The organism is Pseudoalteromonas sp. KAN5, from assembly GCF_022846535.1.
Lineage (GTDB): Bacteria > Pseudomonadota > Gammaproteobacteria > Enterobacterales > Alteromonadaceae > Pseudoalteromonas > Pseudoalteromonas haloplanktis.
Genome location: NZ_AP025589.1, coordinates 125,884 through 150,614, shown reverse-complemented (window position 1 = coordinate 150,614; position 24,731 = coordinate 125,884). Strand labels below are relative to the sequence as shown.

Here is a 24,731-nt window from a genome sequence, read left to right as displayed (position 1 = left end):
ATTTCGCTGTGATAATGCATGCGTTGTAGGTGATGATGGGAGTGTGACAGACTCTGGTGGAGGTAATGTATGGAAGAAACAAGTTCCTACTATTGACTGATAACGTGCCCCGTTAAAAAAATCAAAGAGTGGTTTTCCACTCTTTCATAAGGATATTTCAGATGAAAAAAAACCTCTTAGTTTTACTTATAGTAATTTTCTCCATCGTATCTCTGTTTGTACTTAACAAAGATCCTAAAACAAATGTCGATTCCAAAGAAACTGCAACACTAAATACTAAAAAACAAGAATTTAATCCAGCTGCAGTAGAGCAGAGCAAGTCAGAAATAATCGACCTTAATGCTGAAAAAAATGACTCTTCTTTTACAGCAGAAGCTACTTCTCAAACAGATACATTACAAGTTGATAATGATGAAATTCATGTACTGCAATCACTTGATAATTTAATAAGCGCTCCTAGTGAAGATGGGAGCATTTACTTCAATACAAAACCATTAGATACATTAAATATAAACGAATTTAGGGAGCTGATATCACAGTTACCGGATAATTTACTCGGCGCTAGAGCTAGTACAATAAGAGAAGACTTAAATGATATAGCGTTAGGTTATCAGCATTCAGTTAAAAATATAACCGTTGATGATGTGCAATGCTCTGACAGCATATGTGGTTTTATTCTAAGCTCAAATAACCTTGATGATGCTGATAAGGCATTAGAGGCTATGTCATCAAATGAAGTAATGAAACGCGCAAGTAAAGGCGGCAATCTAAAGATTATTGAAGATAATGGCATATTTTATAGCATTGTAATTGCCTCTATATCCGATAAAAAGTTAACGGTATATTAGACACCTAACCCTAGCTGTTTAGCGTAAACCACTTATACCGAATGCTTACTAATTGACATAAAAGCCGTAATTAGGATTTGCCGATTGTGTATGTTTTATATTTACAATTTATACCCAAAAAAGTTGAGGGTTACATTTCTACACACTTTGATCAATAAGTGTTCACCTATAATTCAGGCTCACAGGCATACTCTTATTATCAGCAAGTTTTAGACTGATTATTAGGAGGTTAAAATGCAAACTGTATTAAAGCGCGAAGAAATCGATTTTATATTCGACCTGTATCATCATGCTGAGTGTGATGAGGCCACCACTGAAGACTTAGAGCCTGAAACTGAAAAACTTGATACAGCGCAATCAGCCACTATTTATAAAACAAGTTATTTGACCTAAAAGCGCTTTGCTCATTACAATGACGCACCTTGTAAAAGCACCGCCTAACCGCCTAATAATGAAAACTCACTCAGCCAAAAAAGAACTTATTCTATTACCTATTCTCTTCATTGTGATCATACTCTGCGTTGCAGGGCATTTTTTATTACAAGCCAGCTTTGCTGACAGTAACCTGACAGAATACTTACTTGCTGCCCTCCCTTTTGCTATGTTTGGCTTAGTAATTATTGCATTTAAAATTGCCAGTAAAAGCGAAGATAAAGAGCGCGCGGAACACAGCGACCACGATTAGCCGCTTAGTCAGGTAACACTGTTATAAAATATGATAACCAAACCAGTCAGGCTTGATAACTTGAGATTGGCCACTTGGGGTGAGCTTGATGTGCAGTTGGCTGTCGAGTAAATCAACAGCAAAGCAATCATCTACGTCGTATAAGTCATCTTTATGAATATGGCTTAGGCCAGCCAGTAAATCCTGTTTTGCTCTTTGTTTAGCCTCATCACTACTGCTCGCTACATACAATGCAAAATCATGTTGTTCCGCTAAACTGTCTGCTCGGTAAGCGCCTAAATTTACGAAGTATAACTGCTCAGCTTGTTCAACAGGCTCATCAACCACACTAACGGCAAAACCATCGATATCATTGACCGCCATGTAACTATCCATATGCACACTATTTTTATCGCCAACCCACTGCGCTTTTAACTTTGTGTACGTTTGCTCGATTGATTCCCCTACCACAAAACGAACATCATGCATTTCAATATGGCATCCCTGAACTCGCCCACCTAAATACACCATAAATAATTGCATGTTTTCTCCTAGCAAATGCTATCAACGTCTATGTTGTGTTTTTTTATTAGCTTATAAAAATCTGAACGGTTACGTTTAGCCAGTTTTGCCCCTTCGGCCACATTACCACCCGCCATTTTCAAGGTGTTAATAACATAATCACGCTCAAACTCTTTTTTAGCATCATTTAGCGAAAGCGGCTCAACATTACTGTCATTACTATTAAGCGCACTCTCCACCAGTTGTACCGATATTACCTCACCTGGAGTGAGTGCAACAACCTGCTCAACCACATTTTGTAATTGGCGAATGTTACCAGGCCAATCATGGCGCACCAATGCATGCATAGCCTCGCTGGCAAAGCGCTTCTCTTTTTGTCCCATTCGCTTGGCAATGGTGGCGCTAAAGTACTGTGCTAATAGACTGACATCTTCTCTACGCTCAGATAAAGGCGGTAATTTAAGATTCACCACATTTAAGCGATAGTATAAATCTTCACGGAATTGTTGATTTGCAATCGCATCCGGTAAATTTTTATGGGTTGCTGAAACAATTCGTACATCTATCGGGATCTCTTCTTGAAAGCCCACTGGACGAATAGTTTTCTCTTGCAGAACACGTAGTAACTTAACTTGTAAATTAAGCGGCATATCACCAATTTCATCTAAAAATAAAGTACCACCTTGGGCTTGTTGAAATAACCCTTGATGATCTTTAACGGCGCCTGTAAACGCCCCTTTTTTATGGCCGAATAATTCAGACTCGAGCAACTCCCCTGGCACCGCACCACAGTTAATGGCTACAAACGGGCCATCACTGACATGACTGTGTTGATGAATTGCATTTGCTAATAACTCTTTACCTGTACCACTGGCACCTGAAATTAATACATTTACGTGTGTAGGGCCTAGCAATTTAACTTGTTCAAGCAAATGCAGCATAGCGCCACTGCGGGTTACAATATTACTACTTGCTGTGTTTTCATCAGCGCTTAAGCCATGAATTTCAATCGCTTTAGCTAAGCTATCGAATAATTCATCTTTATCTACCGGTTTAGTAATAAACGCGAAAATCCCTTGCTTCGTGGCCTCAACCGCATCGGGAATTGACCCATGCGCGGTCATCATGATCACCGGCAGTGCTGGGTAACGCTGCTGCAACTGACGGTGTAATGCCATACCATCCATTTCATCCATACGTAGATCAGTTACTACCGCATCATACACATGGTTTTTTAATAACTGCAAAGCCGCTATACCACTTTCACAGGTCGTTACTTGATAGCCTTTAGATTCAATACGAATAGCCAGTAACTTTAATAAACTTGCATCATCATCAACCAGTAAAATTCGTGCGCCTTGATTTTGCTCTATCGACATGATTACTGCTCCTTAGTTTCTTCGCGTAGTAATAATTGCTGCTCAATAGTTGCCAACGATGACAGGGTCTCTTGCATTTTATTATTCAGTGCTTGCTGCTCTTTCTTGGCGTCTATTTGTTGTTTTATTTGCTGTTTTTGTAACCATAAATACTGCTTTATATCATCAGGCCAATAATACGCCTGATCAAGCTTTAATAATTGCGTTAATACCTTTTCCGGCGCTAATACATTATTTTTGCAACTAAAATCAAAGTAGTTCTGAATCTCTTTGGTGCCAATATAAGAAACCTTACTCGCCACCACTTTAAAGCCTCCACAGGCCTTCGCATGCCAGCCGATGACGATTTCTGCCGGCGGATACATAGGATCGGTTTTTGGCCGAGGTTTTGGATTTGGTAAACCATCACCTTGTGGCTCAACCACTTTAACAACCTGCTCTGCTTCGGTATTATCTTCTTTTACTGGTTGCTCAGTTAACTCACACCCAGCGAGCCCTAAAGTGGTGAAACACACCACTAAAATGGTATTTAAACGCACGCCCATGCTAATTAACTCCTTGGTTTTTATTGGTTGGATTGATGATTGGGATTTGAATTATAAAACGACAACCTTGTGGTTCATTCTGCTCAAGCAGCAAAGTTCCCATTAATTGCTCAACAGATTCTTTAACAATTGTCAGCCCTAAGCCGCTACCTTGCGCAGTCACATCTTTAGCATTTTTACCTTGATAAAAAGCACTGAAAATATGTGACTTTTCTTGCTCTTGAATACCTGTGCCCTGATCACTGACGATCATTTTTAAGGTAGAGCCCGCTAACGATAAATGGATATCAACTGCTTGCTGTTGCGGTGAAAACTTCAAGCCATTAGAAATTAGCTGTATTAAAATCATTTCAACAAGCTCTGCTGCTATTTCCAGCGGCTGCTCAGGTAAATCACAATGCCAACATAAACTTTGTTTGCGTGCCACTAAACGGTGCTCAAAGTGATTGTTTATTTTGGTTATTAATTGTGAAAAAACCAACTCACTTAAGTCCTCTTTACTGCTACGAATTGCATTATAGCTGAGCAAACTGTCTATCATTGCTCGCAAGCGCACCATACTTTGGGTGATAAGCTCCAGTACGGCTTGCTGCTCTTTGTTAATTGGCCCAACGATTTCATCGGTTAATAAGTCGGTACCTTCCACCATTGATGCTAAAGGAGTTTTCAATTCATGGGTAACATGGCGTAAAAAGGTATCTTTTTGTTGCTCTAATTGATGCAATTGCTCTTGCACCCATTGTAATTTATTACCCAGTTCAACCAGTTCAGCAGAACCCTGTACAGATATTTTTTGCTGCCAATGACCTTGTCCGAGTTTATCAATAACTGAGGTTAAGCCTTTCAATCGACCACTTATACGCCACAAAAAACCACCACCTACGAGTAACGTTAACGGAGTAAGGGCTATCAGCCAATTAATAAAAGAATTTTGTAATGCTTTTAACTGTTGCTGGTTTTTAGTTATTTGTAGTTCGTTTTGATCTCTTAGCCATAAGGTTTGACGAGCGATTAATTCACTCACCGGAATAAATAATTGCGCATCTTGTAGCCCTTCGCTAACAAGCTGTGTATGCGCTAGCTGCAATTCCTTGGCAAGTTGCTGCCATTGGTTAATATAATCCCCTGTAGGACTAATAAAAGTCAGTTCATCAATACTTTGCAACGACGATTGCCATTTATCAACTATCAATTCATCAAGCGATTCACTTTTTAGCACCCAGTTTTGTCGCGTTGCCCGCTCTAAACTATTAAGGTCTTGTTTTAGGTTATTAAATGACTTGGTTATTTGATAGTTATCACTGACGATTTGTTGAGTTACGGCAAGCTGTTTGTTCAACGCATTTAAAAACACAATCACTACCAATGACAATGGCAGTAAAGATAACAAAGTACTAAATAAAAACTGGCCAATTAAATTAGGTCGCCAACGAAGTAAAGCGCTGTACTTTTTAGCGAGTGAGGCCACTGTCGCTACTCCTTTAGTTTAAATATTGAATTATGAAAGGTGTTACTTATACACTAGCTGAATCAATAAGAATAATGAATAAGATGAAATTTATAGCCTCTGTAAAACTACTGACGCTAAATTGAAACAACTTAACCATTTGTTTTTAAGTAATTTTATTAAAAAGCACAAAAAACTGTTGCAAAAAAGACACAGTATTGAGTCATTATTTCACACTGAACTTCACCAAAAAACCATAAGCCACTGATATTTAAATAAAAGTATTATTGGCATCATTTTTGTAATACCTGAAGCAACAACTGTTTATAAGGTAATTATATGAAAGTATTAGCTCCACTGTGTTTATGTTGCTGCTCCCTATTTAGCTTTAATAGCTTTGCAATGGATGTTGAGGCTACCTTCGCAGAGCTTGATAAAGACAGCAATGGCACATTAAGTGAAGCCGAAGCTTCGGAAGATGCAGTCTTGCATGAAAGCTTTGAGCAAATTGATAAAGACCAGAATGGTCAAATATCAATGACTGAATTTAAGCAGTTTTTACAATAACTTACCCATAAGGAAATTCAGTTATGAGACAACTTATCGCCGCCTTTTCATTAATGTTTTTAATCATTAGCGCCACCGTTTTAGCATCGCAGCTAAACGTTAAATTTGCACAACTAGATACTAACGCTGACGGACAAATATCATTACTTGAAGCGAAGCAAAATGATGCTTTATTGAAGCAGTTTACTGATCTAGATGATAACAACGACGAGGTGTTATCAGAGCAAGAGTTTGCTAATTTTAAAATTTAAAAGACTTTAAAGTATTTGCCATAATCCCGGAGGGAATGTGTAAACGGATTTAATGTTGGGATTTAAATTATGGCAAATACTTTATCTTTTTACTCGCTAACCTGACTCAAGTTAACTAAAAGGACCTTAACAATGAAAAGCATATTAGTACCATTAACTGTAATGTTAGCTAGCAGCTTTAATGCTATGGCGCTGGATGTAAAACAACGTTTTGATCATTTAGATAACAATAGAGATGGTTACTTAACCGAAAATGAGTTAGATGCCCAGCCACAGCTTATAAAACAGTTTCAGCGTTGGGATACTGACCGAGATAACAAGATTTCACTCGTCGAATTTAAGAACTTTTTAACTAATAATCTGCATTAATGAGTTTCACCAATGAAATACACCATACAATTAGGGTATGCTTTACTCCTTATTGTCAGCTGTAGCAGTTTTGCAACAACTGATAGCATTGCCGAGCAATTCAAAAACTTAGACCGTAATCAAGACGGGTTGCTCACTCGCTCAGAGTCAGCGAAAGATCCTGCACTATGGTCACGCTTTAAAAATTACGACAGCGATAAAGATAACAAGTTATCGCTGGCAGAATTTAGCATGTACGCTAATAAGTAAGCGTAGATTATACCACTGTCGCAAAGTTAATTTAATTTAAAGAATGCAACTTGCTTTAAAACCAATTGACTTTGTTCGGCCATACTATTGCTGGTATTCGCAGTTTGTTGCGAAATATCAGCGGTGGTATCGGTTAGAGTGTGGATGGTATGCATATTTTGGCTAATATCAGCAGCAACCGCTGATTGCTCCTCTGCTGCTGTTGCTATTTGCTGTGTTTGGTCGTTTACTTGATTGATCATTTCCATAATCTCTTTTAATAAGCGATTACTTTCATCCATTTTATCTTCAGCTTGTGCTGCAACTCTTGTGCTATCAGCCATCATAGTCACTGCATTTTGACTTGCAGAACGAAGCTGCCCAAGCATTGTTTCAATCTCGTTTACTGAACTATGAGAACGCTGAGCTAAGGTGCGTACTTCATCAGCCACCACAGCAAAACCGCGCCCTTGCTCACCCGCTCTGGCAGCCTCAATTGCAGCGTTGAGTGCTAGTAAATTAGTTTGTTCGGAAATATTACGGATCACATCAAGGATCGTCTCAATTTTACTGGATTCACTTTGCAGTTGATCAACAACGTCTGATGTTTCGTTTAATGTGCCTAGTAAATGGCTCACCGCCTCTTTGGTTTGCTCAGACGCCTCTAATCCACTATTGGCAAGTTGCATCATGCTATCTGAAGCTGTCGCTGACTCAGCAGTATTTACTGCAATACTCTTACTGGTGACAGATAACTCTTCAATTGCAGTTACAGCTTGTGTTGTATGATCAGAGACCTCAGAGGTAGCCGTTTGAATTTGAGTGTTTGAACTGAGTAACTCATCACTATGATTATTAACCTGTGCTACAGAGTTATGAATAGTGGCCAGTGTGGTATTTAAGTGACGAATTGTAGCATCTAAGGTACGACTTAAATCAGCAACTTCATCTTCACCTTCTACTTGAGAGTAGTGATCTAATTCGCCGCGCTGCAGAGCATGGGCACTTTCGCTAACAATCGTTAATCCCATCACCACTTTTTGCGACAACATATGGCTAAATAACACAGCTAAACCAAGCGCAATTAAAATTGATAAATAAAATACTGTATTTGCAAAATCAATGGATTGCTGCGCCGCGGCTTGCGCTTTTGCAACTTGTGCGACATTGATTTTTTCAAACTCGTCAAAAAAATCGGTTAACGCATTGTGAGAGTCCACAAATTCACGATAGATAGCATAATCCGCTTTATTATCAGCTGCGCTTTCCATTGCCTGCTTAAATTGAATTGCTGCTTGCTCGTAGCGCTGCGAGTTATTTTTTAATCTGATAAGTAAATTAGCTTCACCTTTATACGCTTGGCTAATTTGTTGAATGAGTGGCATTGTTAGTGCAACATTTTTATCAATACTATTGAGTAACTCAGGTGCTTGTTCTTTTAAGCCGAGTAAGTAAACAACTTGCAATCCCCTTACCCCAGATAAAATGCCATCTTGAGCTTGCTTTAGATCTGCACTGAGCTTAGTTACCATAAAATTATGTTGATAGAAGCGCTCAAAACCTGCTGCTATTTGATTATTAGCAACTTTAATAAATGCCATCGCAACAATAAAAATGATGCATATTAAAGCTGATAAGAGTATGAATTTGCTACGCATAGCCAGTTGGTTAAGCTTCATTTATGTTCCGATTAAAATAAATTAATAATAACTAATTCATAAGCATAGCTTAAAATATTAAACTATAAATATTTTTAGGCTATTTAATTTGCAGGCTCGTCATTCTCTGTTACTGTTTAACTACCAAGGGCACTTAAAAGAATACTAACAATGAAATGCTTATTGAGCTGTTTGCTCTTTTTATCATTCTTTACTATCGCTGATACTAAAGTGGTTTATAACGCGAATGGCTACACACCAACTTATAGCGGCCAATTACAACAATTTTCTACCTTGGTTATTAAAGACGGTAAAGTTGTTAAAGTCGGTGACGATAAACTAAAAAGCAGCTTTCCTGATGCAGAGTCTTTTGATGCTGAGCAACAGACCCTGTTACCTGGTTTAATAGACGCCCATGGCCATGTTATAGGATTGGGTAATAATTTAACCCAGCTCGATTTACGCGGCACGACCTCGATTGCACAAATCCAGCAGCAGCTAGCACTATTTGCCAAGAATAAAAATGGCTGGATAATTGGCCGCGGCTGGAATCAAGAGTTATGGACTGACAAGCAATTTCCTACGGCAGCTGATTTAGATAAAGTTGTAAAAGATATTCCGGTAGTGCTTTCACGGATAGATGGTCACGCGATTTGGGTTAACAGTAAAGCGATAGAACTGGCAAAGTTAACCGCCGCAACACAAGCCCCCACGGGCGGTGAAATTATTCGTGACCAAACGGGTAAACTAAGTGGTATTTTCATCGATAAGGCCGAGCGCTTGATCACTGCACATATTCCAGCTCCATCCGATCAAGACGTAAGCAATGCATTAACTCAAGCAGGCCAACACCTTGTAAGTTTAGGAATAACTTCAACTCATGATGCCGGTATTGATAAACAAACCTGGCAAATTTATAAGCAAAGAGCGGAGCAAGGCACACTACCACTGCGTATAGTAGCCATGCTCAGTGCAACGGATCCTGCACTTGAAAGCATGCTCAGGGCTGGGCGCTACAAAGATCTTAACGACTTTATGTCAATACGCAGTGTAAAAATATACGCTGATGGTGCCTTGGGAAGTCGCGGTGCTGCGTTGCTAAATGATTACGCCGATAGAAAAAACCACCAAGGTTTAATGCTAGAGACTCAGCAAAAACTAGAGCAACTTTTCACATTAAGCTTTAGCCATGGTTTTAGTGCGAATACCCATGCTATTGGTGATAAGGCAAACCATATTGTATTGGATGCTTATCAAAACGTGTTTAAAAAAACGGGCGGTATTTTATTGCGTAACCGCATAGAGCACGCACAAATAGTTACCCCTGCTGATATTCCTCGTTTCAAAACACTTAAAATTATTCCATCAATGCAGCCTGTGCACGCCACATCTGATATGCATATGGCTGAGCAACGCCTTGCCGACACCCAGTTGCAAGGCGCTTATGCTTGGCAGACTTTTTTAAAGCAAGGCTCAGTTGTAGCCGCCGGTTCTGACTACCCTGTTGAACTGGCTAATCCATTTGATGGTTTGTATTCAGCAATAACTCGCCAAGATCACAATCAGCTACCAGCTGAGGGGTGGCGTGTTAGCGAAGCGCTCAGCAGAGAAGATGCGCTAAGAGCATTCACATTAGGTGCAGCCTATGCCGCACATCAAGAGTTTAAATTAGGCAGTTTAGAGCAAGGTAAATGGGCTGACTTTATTTTAATTGATAAAGATTATTTTAAAGTCCCAGTCGAAGACATTTTTACTATTACAGTTAACCAAACATGGATTGGGGGCGAGCTGCGCTATCAAAAAGCGCAAGAACAACCATCGGAGTAATAACAACTCGATTGGCGAGTTGTTATGACGTTTTTTGCTGACGATTAAGTTTTAATAAATGATATATATTCACAAATGTCAGTAAACCATTGGTAATAGCTACAGGCCAAGCAGCTATCGCAACCCCGTATGCTGTAAATGCAATACAACCGGCAAGGTTGAACCAGCGAAGTTTGCTCACATCACTCATGGTTAGAGAAACAATTAGTAAAGCCGAGGCTAAATAGCCCAAATATTCCCAACTCATTTGTTCTCTCCGATACTTTAGGTTAGCATTGCAAATGTTGTAGTTTACACAAAGATATTCCACAATATAGCAATAGTATAAAAAGGCTAACTTACTAAAAACCCAAAGCAGCTTTAAAGCACACTTTTTATAATCATTACACGGGATATAGGTATTAAGTTTAATTAATCTCGTTAACTAAACTAGTAAGTTAGCGTAAATTCTCAGGATCTTAATGCTAGCGTCATTAAGGTGTAATAAATAGGACAATTGTCCGAAGGGCATTGTTGATGTTTCAATATCATTTTTCCAGCTATCTCGTCGACCAGCTACTTACGTTTGCTGGCAGTCGTTATCAACACTCAAAAAAAGAAGTCTTGCTCCACCAAGATCAACCTCTGAGCAAATTAGTATTGGTCAGAAGTGGGACTATATCATTTAGCTATGATGTAGGTAATGGTCGTCGCTTGCTACTAGGCCAGCTAGATTGCAACAATACCCTGATTGGCGAAATTGAAGCGCTTAACAATAACCCTTGCATTTATACTGTTACTTGCTTTAGTGATGTTAGCTACAACTTAATAGAGCTAAAACACTGGCGTGCTTTATTACTTGAAAAACCAGAGCTCAGTTTATACACAGCGCAAACTATTGCCGCTAAGTTTCAAGAAAACCAAAAAATTAACTTAGACAAATTACTATTACCATTAGGTTATAATATTGCTAAAGATTGCTTATTACGCGCAGAAAAAAACAACCCAACACTATTGCGTGCATACCCAACAGTTAATGCTGAAGCAGAACGCTTCGCCACCACAGAGCGGGCTTATCGTCGCGTAGTTTCTGAATTAGTAGAAAAAGGTTTAGTTGCTCGCTCAAATAATGGTCTAAAAGCGGTCGACTTGGATAGACTTAGCGATTACGTAGATAGTTTTTCACAATTATAGATGACTGAGCGCCAAAATTTAGCAGAAAAAAACAACGTTTCACTAACTATGATACAACTATTTACATTTACAAGCGCAGCCCACTACTTTAGCATAGCAACCTAACAACTGGATTACGCAAAGCGCTCAAAAATTAAACAGTGAATTTTTACATTCCGCTGGTAACAATTTTCTTATTTAATTAATGAAAGTATATATAATGTTCACTTGACGTATATATAATGTGCGCTTATCCTTGATTAACCAATTATTGTATTATAGGTGCAAGCCTGATCTGGTACGTGCTTCGATACATTTATAGAACTGCAATTAAGTCTGTTTACTTTAAAGAGAAAGGAAAGAAAGGTAACGATTATGGGAAATAATAAATTCAAGCTCACCAAGCTAGCTCTTGCACTTGGTCTAACTGCAAGCTTAAGTGCTTGTTTTAGCGACAACGATAATAATGATTACGTTGCGCCACCTGTTCCAACGCAAGACGTTGCTGTACCTCCTACAGCTACTGAAGCTCAAGCTGGCTCGGTAACGGTTAATATCGTAGATATTAATGGTGCACCTTTAGCTGACACGGTAACAGCTATGATTAGCTTCACTTCATCTGAAGACGGCCTTTTAACTGCTGCGGGTAATGCTTTAACTGATGCAGACAAGTCAACAACTGCAAGTTCATTTGCTTTTACAGTAGGCTCAATCCCTACTGATGGTATCAGCTATGACTATGTTATTTCTGCTGATGGATTTTTAAATAACTCAGGTACATTAACGCTGTCAACTACAGATAACGTAGTTGCACAAGAGATTCGCTTAACACCTCGCACTCTAGCGGATTCTGATGTTGCAATTGTTGCTGATACCAAAGCGCTAGAAGAACTTGTACCTGAAGGAGAGAATACGACTGTATCGTATGATCCAACTTCTGGTTTATCAGTTTCTGGCGATAAAACAGAAATCGCTCTACCACAAACAATCAACAAAGCGGGTATTGCTGTTGGTGGTTCAACGGTTAAAATTAAAAATGGCACGCAATTCCTAGATAAAGATGGTACAGCATTAACAACCGTTCCTAAAATGACAGTTGCCTACTTTGCGAATGAAGCAACACGTAATGATGAAGAAGCTGAATCAGCTGCTGCCACTTCATCATCGTTAGATGCATTTCCTGGTGGCCTAGCTCTATCTGTAGCATCTGATCCTAACAGTACTGAGCAAGTTGAAGGCTCATTCACTTCAGGTGGTTTTGTTGCTATTGAGTTAGTTGACGATGCGGGTAATAAAGTTAAGTCATTTGGTGAAGGTAACTCTATTACTGTTGCTATGCAGGTAGATAAGAAAACATCGAACCCTTGTCCTGTAACTTTACCAGCTGGTACAGCTGATATCGCAGCCTACGCTGAAGCAAATGGCTTTAAAAATGGCGTATGTACAGTTGCAGCTCCTGTAGCTCGTAAAATTGCCGCTGGTGATATTTTCCCAGTTTGGAGCTACGATGAAGAAGTTGGTAAATGGGGATTCGAAAGCTACGGGGAAGTAACTGATAGCGGTAATGCGTCAACATTTGATGTATCTGTTGATGTAAATCACTTATCTTACTGGAACCTTGATTACTTCAACAACAATAAATGTTCAAGTGTAAAATTCAACATCCTGGATAATACAGATTCTGCTAATATTGCAGAAACTAAACTTGTTCTTGAAATCAATGGTTATAGACGTGTTCTGACAAGTTATACTGGTGATTATTCGTCAGCAACAATTTATAACCCTCCTGGTTTCCCTGTAAAAATGAAAGTATTACGCAATGGCGCTAACGTTTTAGATGGTTTATCAACTAACTCTGATGGTGTTGCATCTGCATTAACAGTTAACAACCTATGCGATTTGAACAATCAAAATCTTAAACTTACAATTGCTCCACCAACGATTGTAACTAAGCAAATAAAAACACAATTAGTATGTAGCAACACAGCAGACTTTGATGTAAACACTGCTCCTGTGCCTACTCCAGCTATTGTAGCATTGTTCAAAAATAATTCTTACCTACAATCAATATACTCAACAGGAACTTTCTCTGTTAAGTTAGAGCAAGGTGCGTCTTATACAGCGAACTACTATGATTACAACACTGGTAATTGGATATCAACTAACGTAGCAGCAAATGCAACTGCAGCAACGTTTGATATTCCAGTAACGTGTGAAGTTGAAACCGTACCAGTAACTGGTACTGGTACTACTGGCGGCAGCTAATTAGTAACAACGACTAAATAAACTCTAAAAGCCGCGCAATTGCGCGGCTTTTTTATAGGTTAGATATTATAGTTACTTCTTGTTTTCAGTATTTCTTGCTACAGTAAAACTACTGACTGGCTTTAAGGATTTAAAGCCTAACTTTAATCTATTTTGGTTAACAACGTGATAAATAAAAAAACAACTTTAGCAACGGTTTGCGCCCTCACTGTCAGCTCACCATTACTTGCCGATGATGCAATATCTCATGGTATTGCCTATAACGGTTTTACCGGTATTTTTCATACCCCTTCTGCGGAAGTTATGGATAAAGGTGTCGTTGATATAGGCTACAGTAATCAACTCGAAATTAGAGGCAAATACACAGATGGTCATAACTTCACTTTTTCTGCTGGGTTGTTTGATGGCCTAGAAGTCACTGGCCGAATTACTTCATCGACAATGCATGACAATATGTTCAGCTATGACAGCAAAGGACAAATTCGTGATTTATCATTTAATGCCAAATATCAAATTCCATTTATACCAAAAGACTGGTTTAGTGTTGCTCTAGGTGCAAAAGATGTTGGTGGTGCAGCTAATAACTATGAAGCATTTTATGCTGTTGCTTCTAAACAATTATGGGACTTTCGCTTTAGTGCTGGTATTGGCACCTCAGATACACTTACAGGGCAATTAGACGGTGCTTTTGCAGGTATTGAATACCAACCTTTTAGTTGGCTCTCAGTGCTCGCTGAACATGATGCTGAAGCATTCAATTTAGGCGCACGTGTTACCGTACCCAAAGAGTGGCTATACGATATTGCGACAATATCATTTAATAGCCGTTTTTATTCTAATACTGAACTTGCTGATGATGATACTTATTGGGGCGTCAATATTAGTATGCCACTTAGTGATGAAGCGCAAGCGAATTACACAAAACCAAAGCCTGCGCCAGAACCTGTAGTTCACACAGCCACTCCTGCAAATACAACTCCTGAGTTTACTGTAACCACCCCTTCTAATAGTCGTTCATTAGCAACACCAAAAGCTCCTTCAGTGAAACAAGCTGAAGCGACGAGTAGTGCTACAGCAACTATTACGACTGAGCAAAATAACAACCATCAAATCCATAGCCTTAAAAATAGCTTAGTCAATGATGGGTTTGAAAATATTCGTGTTGGTATCAGTGGCAATGCGCAAATCATAGTTGAGTTTGAAAACTCGGTATTTAATCGCAATGAAATAGATGCATTAGGGCTTGTGCTAGGCCGTATTACTGAAAACTTTGCTGATGGTAATAATGAGTTTATTGTCCGCTTATCAAAACAGGATATCCCGTTATTACAAGTAAATGGCCGTTTGGACAATTATCGCCGCTTTATTGATGAAAATATTACCCCTGATTTAATGATCAACACACAATTTAGTGGTGAGAACATTGCAAATGTAAGCTGGGCAGATAATACCCCAAGCACTAGTCCTTACTTTGTACCACGATTAACCTTTACTCCTTCTTTAGCATCAACTTATGCCACTGAGCTCGGTGTATATGATTATTCATTAGCATTACAAGCTGATTTACATATGCCACTTTGGCAAGGTGCAGGTGTCAACATTACCGGCCAAGTTAATGTCGCAAACTCAGATCATTTTGAAGAAGGCAAAGCATTCACCAATGCCCGCCAAGAAACCGGTATCAAACGTGCAATAGTCTATCAAACCTTTGCTTTACCATTTAATATCTATAACCAAACGCAAATTGGTTTGTTCCAAGACTATTTTGACTTTATGGGGATCACCAATGAAACAGTCTGGCAAAGTCCTGCTGGTCGCCATAAGTTAAAAGCGAAGTTTGGCGTGTTTGATTATAAAGACTACAATGTTGACCAACGTGATTATTCTGTTTTTTCATACCGCTACCTCTGGGCTGAAAAAGACGTATCATTTCATGTAACTGGTGGAGAGTTTTGGAATGATGATAGCGGTTACTTGCTTGAAACCAAGTTCTGGTTTGGGGATGCTAATATTGCACTATCATACAGTGATACAAACATAGAAAAAGTTGGCATTTCGTTTACTATTCCACTTACTGCACGTAAAGATATGAATGCTGGAAATTGGCAGGTTAAAGGAGCTAAAAGCTGGACTCATGGAGTCAAAACTCGTATTGGCGAATCGCATAATGCGCTTGACTTCAATAGTGCCTTCATACCTATTTCAAGTATTGACCTTGATAAGAGCTTCCTAAACCAAGATCGTATGTCGAGTAGCTATGTTTATGCTCACTTAGCACGATTAAAAGAAGCATACGAAACGTATAAATAATAACACATATTAAAAAAGGCCTATTCAGGCCTTTTTCCAAGAGTGTTAAGTTGCGGCTCATTCACAGTGGCAGATAAGCCAAGTGATAACCAAGCTGAATTTTAGCATGTAACTATGCGACTCAAAAATCACTAATGTTGTTTACGCTTTGCTCAGCCACTAGAATGGATAAGCACTTAATTCGCTTAACATTCCCCTGTATGAAGAGTTATTTTTCTAACAGTATATCGTGTATTTTTACTAAATCCGTTTTGCCAGCGATGATCTCATCAGGAGTTAAACCCGAGAGCTCATGTGGGAATACTAGCCACTCATCTGATTCATGAATATAGTAATCAGGCTTCATGTCTACTTTTGAATTTTTCGGCTTATAGTATGGGCAAGCAACGCGAATATCTTGTGGTAAATTTAAACGCATCAACTCTGATAGCTTTTCTTTTAGTGCAAAAATACTGCGACCTGAGTCAAAAACATCATCAACGATCAATAATGAATCACCGGCATTGGCATTCTCAATAATATAATGTAAACCATGTACTTTTATTTCTTTAGATTGCTGGTTGATACCATAATAAGATGACGTACGCACTGCAATATGGTCTGTTTCTATTCCTTTATAATCATAGTATTCTTGCACTGCAATACCAATTGGAGCGCCACCTCGCCAAATGCCAATTATAAAATCAGGACGAAAACCATCTTGGTAAACTTGTGCTGCAACACGAAAAGAATCTTCAAGTAGTTGCTGCGCTGTGATGTAAGTCTTATCAGACATAATAGAAACCCCAGTGTAAGTAGATCATTCAAGTGTAGTGTAAAGCAACCTTGAACAACAAAGTGGGGCGTGATTTTACAGTAAAAAAATAAGAAAAGCTTGTTTGAGTTTGTAATTACTATTTTTCAGATAATAAAAAAGCGCCTAAGTGAAGTAACTCACACAAGTAGGCGCTTTATTCGCATATTAAATTTATGCTTTTTCTAACAAGGTACGTGCTACGGTTCGCATACCTACCGTTGTAGCGCCTGCCGCCCACTGGCTAGTACTGCCCATATTAAACGCCGCAGCTAAATCAATATGTACCCACCCTTTGCCATCATTGGGTACAAAGCGCGATAAGAAGCCCGCAGCATTTGATGCACCACCATATCCGCCACCTTTTTGCGCACGACTATTTGCAGTATCAGCATACGGCGAAGGACAGTTTTGTTGATGCCACTTTTCAAGCGGTAATGGCCATGCAGCTTCCATTTCTTGCTCTGCAAAACCTTCCACTTCACGTACAAACTCTTTATCAAGGCCAAATAAAGCATTGTACTCTTGACCAACAGCAACCAGTGCTGCACCAGTCAGTGTTGCCGCATCAATAATAAGTGGCGCACCAGTTTCCCCTGCAGCCATAAGGCCATCAGCAAGTACTAAACGGCCTTCTGCGTCCGTATTTACAATCTCAACAGTTGTGCCATTTTTATAAGTAAGAATATCACCTAGCTTATAAGCGTGACCTGAGATCAAGTTTTCAGCACAGCATAAAAATAATTTAATACGCTTATTAATTCCACGGCTAATGGCTAATGCAAGGCCAGCAGTCACTGTTGCTGCGCCCCCCATATCGCACTTCATGCCTAGCATACCTTCGCTGGCTTTAATTGAGTATCCACCCGAATCAAAAGTGATCCCTTTACCCACTAAAGCGGCATCTACCGGTGCGTTGTCATTGCCTGTTGGGTTGTAATCAAGCGCTAGTAATACTGGCGGGCGCTCACTTCCACGACCAACCGCATGAATACCAATCCATTGCTGTTCAAGTAGCGCATCACCTTTAATAATTTGATAACTGACATGCTCAGGCGCCAATGATTGAATAAATTCAGCCGCCTTACCAGCTAAGCTCTCAGGAAAAATATCATCAGCCGTGCCATTGATCATTTCACGCGCCCAGGTAGCAGAGCGTAATAATGACTCAAGTTCTTTACTGTCGGTTTTTGCATTTTCTACAAACTCAACACCAGCTAATGTTTTAGGTGATACAAAACCTTGATAAAATGCCCATTGCGTTTCAGTACACCAACAATCACCCGCAAGTACTACATTCTTAACACCTTGATTGGCAATACTGCGCGCGGCTTTTTGCACTTTCATCAATGTGTCTTGCTCAGCTAAATGAACGGTTGCACCTTGCTCATTGAAAGATAATGTGGCGGTTTCGCCCCAATGCGATGCAGCACCCTGCTCGCTTAATTGAACAACAAATTTTTCAGACATGTTAGAATACTCTTTGCGCTAAATAGTGACACTGAGTCTACTATAGCTGGCACAACTTCCCAACCGAATGAGACTAAATAATGAAATTTGCTAAGCCATTACAACAAGCCACATTAATTAAACGCTACAAACGGTTTTTAGCCGATTTACGCCTACAGGACGGCTCTGAATTTACAGCTCATTGTGCTAATACAGGAAAAATGACCGGCTGCGCTGAGCCTGACTTTGCCGCATTTTATTCAACAAGTGATAACTCCAAACGTAAGTACCCTCATTCACTCGAGTTGACCCAGAATCAATTTGAACAATTAATTTGTGTAAACACGGCGGTAGCCAATAAAGTGGTCGAAGAAGCCCTACACGCTAATCTGGTTACTGAGTTAAGTGGTTATGAGCAACTACAAAGTGAAGTGAAATACGGCCAAGAGAACAGTCGTATTGATTTTTTACTCAGTGATTCTAAACGCCCAAATTGCTATATTGAAGTAAAGTCTGTCACTTTACTGAGTCAAGACTCTCCTTTGAGTGGCCAAGGCTATTTTCCTGATGCGCAGACCTTACGCGGACAAAAACATATTCGCGAATTAATCGACATGGTTGCACAAGGCCAACGTGCTGTTTTATTTTTTGCTGTTTTACATGAAGGCATTAGCCAAGTTAGTGCCGCAAAACATATCGATGAAAAATACGCGCAACTATTAACCCAAGCAATTGCTGTCGGTGTTGAAGTTCTGGCTTATAAAGCGAAAATTTCGGCCAAAGAGGTAACTCTGGCCGAAAGAATTCCATTTATACCAATCGTGTTAAGTTACTGACCATTTATAGCGACAGATAAATGGAGTGATAACAAGGCATAAATTTTGACATGTAGTTGTTCTACATGAAAAATTTATAACGCAGTTAGCGCTTTATTTAGCCCGCTAGAATGGTTAAATATTTAAGTCGATTGGTATTATTCCTTAGTTAGTGACACGTCCATCTCACCAATCAAATTAAGGTTTATATCTTCATCCTTGAACAGTAGTGGTCTAAGCGTCGCATTTTCAGAATAAAAACGTGATTGATCATCAAAGTGATCAGAGGTTGAGTCTGAACTTTGTGACATCGTCAATATCCCTTTAGCAACCGGACCATCATCGGTAAAGTTCATAACAAACATCCAACTTGAGCCATAATTCACTGGATAACCTGACGCTGTTAAATTAGAGCGCAAAGGCTGGCCAGTAATCGCATCATTTAGTGCTTGGTGATCAATATACGGGATCAAGGTTGAGCGCGTGGTACCGCTGCGATCATAACGATATACATTAAAACCACCTTCAACATGCATTGGCCCACTCCACGGTAATTTTTCGCCACTCGCGTTACCACCAGCCAATGTTTTCTCTACAAATTGCATTTGCGCAAGCGTTGCATCGAGTGCAATACCATTACTTTGCAATGTAGCAACAGCATGTGCCAACGTAACCAGTGCCGAGCCGTCAATACGTAAGGTGTTTGGTGTATTAGCAGGATCAGTTACATCAAAGTTATCACCAAGGTGGGTTTTAGGATCGAATAAATGTGCAAACTCCCTAATAAGCGCTGCACCTTTCGTGTCTAGATTCATAGCACCATTCCATTGCGCTAAAACGTCACATGCTTGAGTTAAATCAATACTATCACCGTTACTTAGCATGACTGGCGTATCGCCTTGTGCCTTACATTGTGTAATAAGCTGCTCAAACACCAGCTCACCAAGATAAATACGATCGCCTACCAGTGCGGTTTCGAGTTCATCTAAAGTAAATAAACCATCCTCACCAGCACCGTCTTTTAATAACTGTAATCCCATGCGAGTACGCAATGATAGCGGCTGATGTACATCACCATATTGCGCAGCAAAACCCAATAATGGCCGCTCAGGGTTAGTAACCCAGTAGCTGTCGTTGGAGTTTTGTACATAGTCGGTACGGTGCAATTGCGGGGCCTTTTCAAAAGGAACATTACCGTTACTTTCAAATATTTTTAAATTGCCGGGTACTAAATCAAACCCTGTTGATTCTCGCAGTGCAACAAGCTCAGGTTGGATACGAATAGCCATGTTAGCAGTATCACTCACATTTAATACCGTACTGTCATCAACATAAAATACATTGCCTGCTTTATCTGTTGCCATGGTGTTGTTAAACGCCACACCATCAAACTGAGCAAATGAGGCTTTCATATCATCAAGGCTGCGAGCTTGGTTTAAAGCCGACCACTGAGCAACTACATCCATATTAAATTCATTAGCATCTTTAATAGTAAATGCTTGGCTATCATCCCAACCTAAACCATTTGCAGCTGGCGTTTCGATCATCAAACCATGGTGGCTGTAATAAAACTCCTTCTCTAAATTAATGGTCATGCCTGGTGCAACAGCCACTTCCACGGTAACTTTTTTGCTCGTAATTGTGTGGTTATCACCTTCAACGCTGTAACTCATTCGGTCATTCTCATTCAACGCTAATTGATAAATTAAAAAGTGTCGCGCTGTAGAAAATGTATGAGTCCATGCAACGTGCTCATTAAAACCAATATTGATAACCCCTGGCATGCCTTGCAAACTGCCCCCCATTACATTCATAGCGCCAGGAATGGTTAAATGTGATTGCCAAAACCGTAAATTACCTTCATGTGGGAAATGTGGGTTAGCTAATAATCCTCCTTTGCCATTGGCCATTTTATCTTTACCAAGCCCCCAACCGTTTGAGCCAAGATGCTGGTACTTTTTCTCTAATTTAAAGCTTTTTGCTTGCTGGTTAAGATTTTTGACAACACTGGAGACCGCACTTGCAGCCGATGCAACTGGGGTTGGTAAATACTCATCGCCATCACCTGGGCTTGCTAAAAACGCTAAATCTAGAAAATTTGCAGAACTGGCTAATTGTACCGTTGCCATAGCGTAAGCCAACATGTCTTCTGGCGTTAATGCGAACACCCAAGGTTGCGATGCACACTCTGGAGCTAAGTTATCTACTCCTGTATCGCTTACGTATTTATTAAAGCCTTGCACAAACCCCTCATAATGCGCACGACTGTCTTCATTAAGTTCACTATAGTGCGCTTTGGCATACTCATTGACGCCCAATGCTTTGTAACCAAAGTCAGAAATTAAATGCCCAGAATCGCCACTACCCGGTACTTTATCGGGGCCATAAAACTTAGCTCGTTCACCACGTGTTTTAACAATTTGATCGAGTAACAAACACGCATGATCTTTTGCATAAGCATAACCACTGCCAAAAGCTAAGCTTTCAAGGTTATCCGCTGTAATATGCGGCACACCAAATGTGGTCCAACGAATATTAGCATCGAGCTTATTGTCGTCGTCAAAAGCGGTAATGGTTGGGGCAGGTTCTGGCGTTGGTTCCACAACCACAGGTGGTGGCGTAATAACGTTTTTATCGTCATCAGAGCTACATGCGCTGAGCAATAATGCCGCAGCAATACTAATTGAAAGTGTGTGAAGTTTCATTGGGGTTCCTATCCATTATTGTTTGTTCCATTGGCTACCTTGCCTTATTAAATGAACTAAATCTTGACCTTTCACGCAAAAAATTGACTTTGCGCGCCAACTAATGCAGCTTACTCTGTTATTCACTCTACAAAATAGCTCGCTATGTACGTTGTTAGTAGTCAAATTATTCGCGCACTCGTGCACTTTTTAATAGCACAAGGCATTGCACCGGCCAAACTTACAGCCGTACTGACAACACGTGCTCGTTATTTAGATGAAAGCAATTATCGATTTCCAGTCCAAGATTATGAGCAACTAATGAGTTACGCAGAGCAGTCATTACAGTGTGATCATATCGGTTTAAAATTTGGGCAATCATTAAAAACACAAAGTTGGGGACTGCTAGGCCATATAGCATTGGTCAGTGAGTCATTAGCAAAGGTCTTATTACACGCTCAAAAACTCAACACTCTTGTTCGCAATATTGGCACCATTACCTTGCGTAGTGAAGGATCGCTAAGTTATTTAACTTGGCAACCCAACGTCGACATTCAACATCACATGGTCGATGAACTATTTAGCAGTTGGTTATCGTTTGCTAAGCATTGCTGCTACAACACAGCTGAGTTAGCACTAGAGAAAGTACAGCTTAGGCGCTTGGAACCAAGCTCGACGAGCTTGCGAGCTTATAAAGCTGTATTTAATTGCCCTATTGAATTTTCCGCGAACCATAACTGCTTATGTTTCAAAAGTAGCTTATTAACTAGCCCATTACATAATGCCAATAAAGACCTTGAGTATTTACTTGCCGCTCAGGCAAGTACATTAGTAAGCGAACACGACGAAATTAATCAACTCAAAGCATTTATTACCGCTCACTTTCCACACGTGCCTACCGTCGATCAAGCCGCTTATCACTTAGGGTTCAAAAAACGCAGTTTTCAACGCTACTTACACTCACAAAACTGTAGTTACTCACAATTGGTTGATGAACTGCGTAAGTACCATGCCAAACTAATGTTGCAACAAAAAATAAGTGTTCTGGAGATTACGAGTCGTCTAGGTTTTTGTGAGCAAAGTGCTTTTCAACGTGCCTTTAAACGCTGGTATGGCTGTACCCCTAAAAAGTTTTTAACCTATAAACCATGCCAGCGGCAGAATTAACCTTAAGATATTCGTCATCCAGAACTAGGTAATTACAAGAGATGTAAAAAAATTGAGTTGCTTTTCATTTTTTTGCCCATATAACTAGGCCAGTTAGAAAATAGCTAACTGGTTAAACAGCCATTATAATTTTTTCAAATTGTGTTTTTAACCAGTGAAAATTATTTAACCGCAGCCAATAAATTAAAAATAAATTTGCCTAGGCCATAGGATTCTGTTATTTATAGCCGCCGGCTAAAGCTGGGCATTATATTAAGGATTTAGGAGAAAGTTATGCCAGACCAAAAAAAATTAGGGTTATTGGCTCAGGCCGGATTAGAACCGTATCAGGAAAAGCCGGGCGAAGAGTATATGAATGAGGCACAACGCGCTCATTTTAGAACTATTTTGGAAGCATGGCGCAACGATTTACGCAATGAAGTTGACCGTACTAAATCGCATATGCAAGACGAAGCAGCTAACTTCCCTGATCCAGTTGACCGTGCCGCACAAGAAGAAGAGTTCTCTTTAGAACTGCGTACTCGTGACCGTGAACGTAAACTGATCAAAAAAATTGAAAAAACAATTATCCTCATTAAAGAAGATGATTTTGGTTTTTGTGACTCGTGCGGGATTGAAATTGGTATTCGTCGTTTAGAAGCACGTCCTACAGCGGATTTATGCGTAGACTGTAAAACACTTGCGGAAATCAAAGAAAAACAATCTGGACGCGGTTAATTTTTGTAATTAATCAATGTCTACCACAGCCGTTATTACTGCGCCTACGCGCAACTACCGCGGTCGATTTGCACCGTCACCTTCTGGGCCACTTCACTTTGGTTCACTTGTGGCGGCTGTGGGCAGTTACCTTGACGCTAAAAGCAACCAGGGAACTTGGTTAGTTCGAATAGAAGACATTGACACCACACGTGTCGCACAAGGGGCAGCCAAAGATATTCTAACAACCCTTGAAGCCTATGGCTTACATTGGGATGAAGAGGTTGTCTATCAAACCCAGCGTCACGATTTATACGCACACACCATTGAGCAATTAAATAAGCAGCAACTTATTTACGCTTGCCACTGCTCACGCAAACAGATCAAAGCGCTCGGTGGAATATACCAAGGCCATTGCCGTCACCTAAACCACTCGCAACGCCACAGCGCCTTACGCTTAATACAGCAGCACCCCATCAGCCAGTATCATGACCTTATCCAAGGTGCAGTAACAATAAACCAAGAATTAGCCCGTGAAGATTACTTAATAAAACGCAGCGATGGTTTATTTGCTTATCAATTGGTGGTGGTTGCAGATGATATTGATCAAGGCATAACTCATATTGTGCGTGGCGCTGATTTACTTGAACCGACTGCTCGACAACTCAGCTTATTTAAACAGTTAAATCATACAGCCCCACATTACGCACATTTACCATTAGCAGTTGCACAACCTGGTTTTAAATTATCGAAACAAAATTATGCCCCAGCGATTGCCAAAGACAACCCAAAACCGGCACTGTTCAACGCATTTGAATTTTTAGGTTTGACCCCACAAGCTGAACTAATTGAACTAAGTATTGAAAAAATGCTGTGCTGGGCTATCACTCATTACAGCTTGCAAAGCGTGCCTAAAGTGGCCGAAATTCAAGTTTCACAAAACCCACACAGCCAAGCAACCCTATTTACGCATATAAACAAATAAAAATTCGCTAAAAATGGTGAATTTTAAAGCCTTCAACTTAATTTTTGAGCTGTGCTGGTATATGATAGCCAACCTTAAATGTGCAATTCATTTAGTAATACCCATTGCGA

24 protein-coding genes are annotated in these 24,731 nt (G+C 39.9%); 15 read left to right on the top strand and 9 right to left on the bottom strand.

Annotated elements, in window-relative coordinates; genetic code table 11:
- Window positions 1–161 precede the first annotated feature (161 nt).
- From KAN5_RS00660 to KAN5_RS00650, 3 genes are all read left to right on the top strand, one after another.
- Entirely contained in the window at window positions 162–848 is a 687-nt protein-coding gene (locus KAN5_RS00660; RefSeq protein ID WP_244390205.1) for a hypothetical protein, read from the top strand.
- Window positions 849–1,082: 234 nt separating this feature from the next.
- On the top strand, window positions 1,083–1,241 hold the full coding sequence (locus KAN5_RS00655; RefSeq protein ID WP_016708574.1) for a hypothetical protein: 159 nt from the start codon (window positions 1,083–1,085) through the stop codon (window positions 1,239–1,241).
- A 58-nt stretch (window positions 1,242–1,299) separates the two neighbouring features.
- Window positions 1,300–1,533 (top strand): hypothetical protein, encoded by a 234-nt coding sequence (locus KAN5_RS00650; protein ID WP_016708573.1) that lies wholly within the window; start codon window positions 1,300–1,302, stop codon window positions 1,531–1,533.
- Window positions 1,534–1,554: 21 nt separating this feature from the next.
- Here KAN5_RS00650 and KAN5_RS00645 read toward each other — a convergent pair whose 3' ends face one another.
- Genes KAN5_RS00645 through KAN5_RS00630 form a run of 4 tightly spaced genes read right to left on the bottom strand, consistent with a single transcriptional unit; the run spans window position 1,555 to window position 5,426 of the window.
- Window positions 1,555–2,055, bottom strand: coding sequence for a DUF1543 domain-containing protein (locus KAN5_RS00645; protein WP_244390204.1), 501 nt, complete (start codon window positions 2,053–2,055; stop codon window positions 1,555–1,557).
- 8 nt (window positions 2,056–2,063) lie between these two features.
- Entirely contained in the window at window positions 2,064–3,413 is a 1,350-nt protein-coding gene (locus KAN5_RS00640; protein WP_016708571.1) for a sigma 54-interacting transcriptional regulator, read from the bottom strand.
- A 2-nt stretch (window positions 3,414–3,415) separates the two neighbouring features.
- Window positions 3,416–3,958 (bottom strand): hypothetical protein, encoded by a 543-nt coding sequence (locus tag KAN5_RS00635; RefSeq protein WP_016708570.1) that lies wholly within the window; start codon window positions 3,956–3,958, stop codon window positions 3,416–3,418.
- A gap of 1 nt (window position 3,959) precedes the next feature.
- A complete protein-coding gene (locus KAN5_RS00630) occupies window positions 3,960–5,426 on the bottom strand; it encodes a HAMP domain-containing sensor histidine kinase (RefSeq protein WP_138555149.1) in 1,467 nt (488 codons plus the stop codon).
- Between the two features lie 318 nt (window positions 5,427–5,744).
- On the opposite strand from KAN5_RS00630, the gene KAN5_RS00625 reads away from it, so the two are divergent.
- The 4 genes from KAN5_RS00625 to KAN5_RS00610 all read left to right on the top strand — a co-directional run bounded on the left by KAN5_RS00625 (window position 5,745) and on the right by KAN5_RS00610 (window position 6,841).
- Window positions 5,745–5,972, top strand: a complete 228-nt coding sequence (locus tag KAN5_RS00625) for an EF-hand domain-containing protein (protein WP_244390203.1) — start codon at window positions 5,745–5,747, stop codon at window positions 5,970–5,972.
- A 23-nt stretch (window positions 5,973–5,995) separates the two neighbouring features.
- Window positions 5,996–6,223: a hypothetical protein gene (locus KAN5_RS00620; protein ID WP_016708567.1), complete on the top strand. Its 228-nt coding sequence runs from the start codon at window positions 5,996–5,998 to the stop codon at window positions 6,221–6,223.
- 132 nt (window positions 6,224–6,355) lie between these two features.
- Window positions 6,356–6,592, top strand: a complete 237-nt coding sequence (locus KAN5_RS00615; protein WP_016708566.1) for an EF-hand domain-containing protein — start codon at window positions 6,356–6,358, stop codon at window positions 6,590–6,592.
- 12 nt (window positions 6,593–6,604) lie between these two features.
- Entirely contained in the window at window positions 6,605–6,841 is a 237-nt protein-coding gene (locus KAN5_RS00610) for an EF-hand domain-containing protein (RefSeq protein WP_016708565.1), read from the top strand.
- 26 nt (window positions 6,842–6,867) lie between these two features.
- On the opposite strand, the gene KAN5_RS00605 is transcribed toward KAN5_RS00610, so the two are convergent.
- The gene (locus KAN5_RS00605; RefSeq protein ID WP_016708564.1) at window positions 6,868–8,499 is read right to left on the bottom strand and encodes a methyl-accepting chemotaxis protein; all 1,632 of its coding nucleotides are present in this window, start codon (window positions 8,497–8,499) and stop codon (window positions 6,868–6,870) included.
- Window positions 8,500–8,649: 150 nt separating this feature from the next.
- Between KAN5_RS00605 and KAN5_RS00600 the strand changes: the two genes are divergently transcribed.
- On the top strand, window positions 8,650–10,305 hold the full coding sequence (locus KAN5_RS00600; protein ID WP_244390202.1) for an amidohydrolase: 1,656 nt from the start codon (window positions 8,650–8,652) through the stop codon (window positions 10,303–10,305).
- 22 nt (window positions 10,306–10,327) lie between these two features.
- Here KAN5_RS00600 and KAN5_RS00595 read toward each other — a convergent pair whose 3' ends face one another.
- Window positions 10,328–10,552, bottom strand: a complete 225-nt coding sequence (locus KAN5_RS00595) for a YgjV family protein (RefSeq protein WP_016708562.1) — start codon at window positions 10,550–10,552, stop codon at window positions 10,328–10,330.
- A gap of 269 nt (window positions 10,553–10,821) precedes the next feature.
- On the opposite strand from KAN5_RS00595, the gene KAN5_RS00590 reads away from it, so the two are divergent.
- The 3 genes from KAN5_RS00590 to KAN5_RS00580 all read left to right on the top strand — a co-directional run bounded on the left by KAN5_RS00590 (window position 10,822) and on the right by KAN5_RS00580 (window position 16,032).
- Window positions 10,822–11,478: a Crp/Fnr family transcriptional regulator gene (locus tag KAN5_RS00590; RefSeq protein WP_016708561.1), complete on the top strand. Its 657-nt coding sequence runs from the start codon at window positions 10,822–10,824 to the stop codon at window positions 11,476–11,478.
- Window positions 11,479–11,832: 354 nt separating this feature from the next.
- The gene (locus tag KAN5_RS00585) at window positions 11,833–13,722 is read left to right on the top strand and encodes a hypothetical protein (protein WP_244390201.1); all 1,890 of its coding nucleotides are present in this window, start codon (window positions 11,833–11,835) and stop codon (window positions 13,720–13,722) included.
- Between the two features lie 165 nt (window positions 13,723–13,887).
- The gene (locus KAN5_RS00580; RefSeq protein WP_244390200.1) at window positions 13,888–16,032 is read left to right on the top strand and encodes a YjbH domain-containing protein; all 2,145 of its coding nucleotides are present in this window, start codon (window positions 13,888–13,890) and stop codon (window positions 16,030–16,032) included.
- Window positions 16,033–16,240: 208 nt separating this feature from the next.
- Here the strand turns inward: KAN5_RS00580 and KAN5_RS00575 are convergent, their stop codons facing one another.
- The gene (locus KAN5_RS00575) at window positions 16,241–16,807 is read right to left on the bottom strand and encodes a phosphoribosyltransferase family protein (RefSeq protein ID WP_016708557.1); all 567 of its coding nucleotides are present in this window, start codon (window positions 16,805–16,807) and stop codon (window positions 16,241–16,243) included.
- 192 nt (window positions 16,808–16,999) lie between these two features.
- Window positions 17,000–18,295, bottom strand: coding sequence for an aminopeptidase PepB (gene pepB / locus KAN5_RS00570; protein ID WP_244390199.1), 1,296 nt, complete (start codon window positions 18,293–18,295; stop codon window positions 17,000–17,002).
- An 80-nt stretch (window positions 18,296–18,375) separates the two neighbouring features.
- On the opposite strand from pepB, the gene sfsA reads away from it, so the two are divergent.
- A complete protein-coding gene (sfsA, locus tag KAN5_RS00565) occupies window positions 18,376–19,110 on the top strand; it encodes a DNA/RNA nuclease SfsA (RefSeq protein WP_244390198.1) in 735 nt (244 codons plus the stop codon).
- Between the two features lie 137 nt (window positions 19,111–19,247).
- Here sfsA and KAN5_RS00560 read toward each other — a convergent pair whose 3' ends face one another.
- Window positions 19,248–21,794, bottom strand: coding sequence for a penicillin acylase family protein (locus KAN5_RS00560; RefSeq protein ID WP_138555144.1), 2,547 nt, complete (start codon window positions 21,792–21,794; stop codon window positions 19,248–19,250).
- Between the two features lie 144 nt (window positions 21,795–21,938).
- Here KAN5_RS00560 and KAN5_RS00555 point away from each other — a divergent pair, with 144 nt between their 5' ends.
- From KAN5_RS00555 to gluQRS, 3 genes are all read left to right on the top strand, one after another.
- The gene (locus KAN5_RS00555) at window positions 21,939–22,940 is read left to right on the top strand and encodes an AraC family transcriptional regulator (RefSeq protein ID WP_138555143.1); all 1,002 of its coding nucleotides are present in this window, start codon (window positions 21,939–21,941) and stop codon (window positions 22,938–22,940) included.
- A 273-nt stretch (window positions 22,941–23,213) separates the two neighbouring features.
- Window positions 23,214–23,657, top strand: a complete 444-nt coding sequence (dksA, locus tag KAN5_RS00550; RefSeq protein ID WP_016708552.1) for an RNA polymerase-binding protein DksA — start codon at window positions 23,214–23,216, stop codon at window positions 23,655–23,657.
- A 16-nt stretch (window positions 23,658–23,673) separates the two neighbouring features.
- On the top strand, window positions 23,674–24,621 hold the full coding sequence (gluQRS, locus tag KAN5_RS00545) for a tRNA glutamyl-Q(34) synthetase GluQRS (RefSeq protein ID WP_016708551.1): 948 nt from the start codon (window positions 23,674–23,676) through the stop codon (window positions 24,619–24,621).
- The last annotated feature ends 110 nt before the right edge of the window (window positions 24,622–24,731 follow it).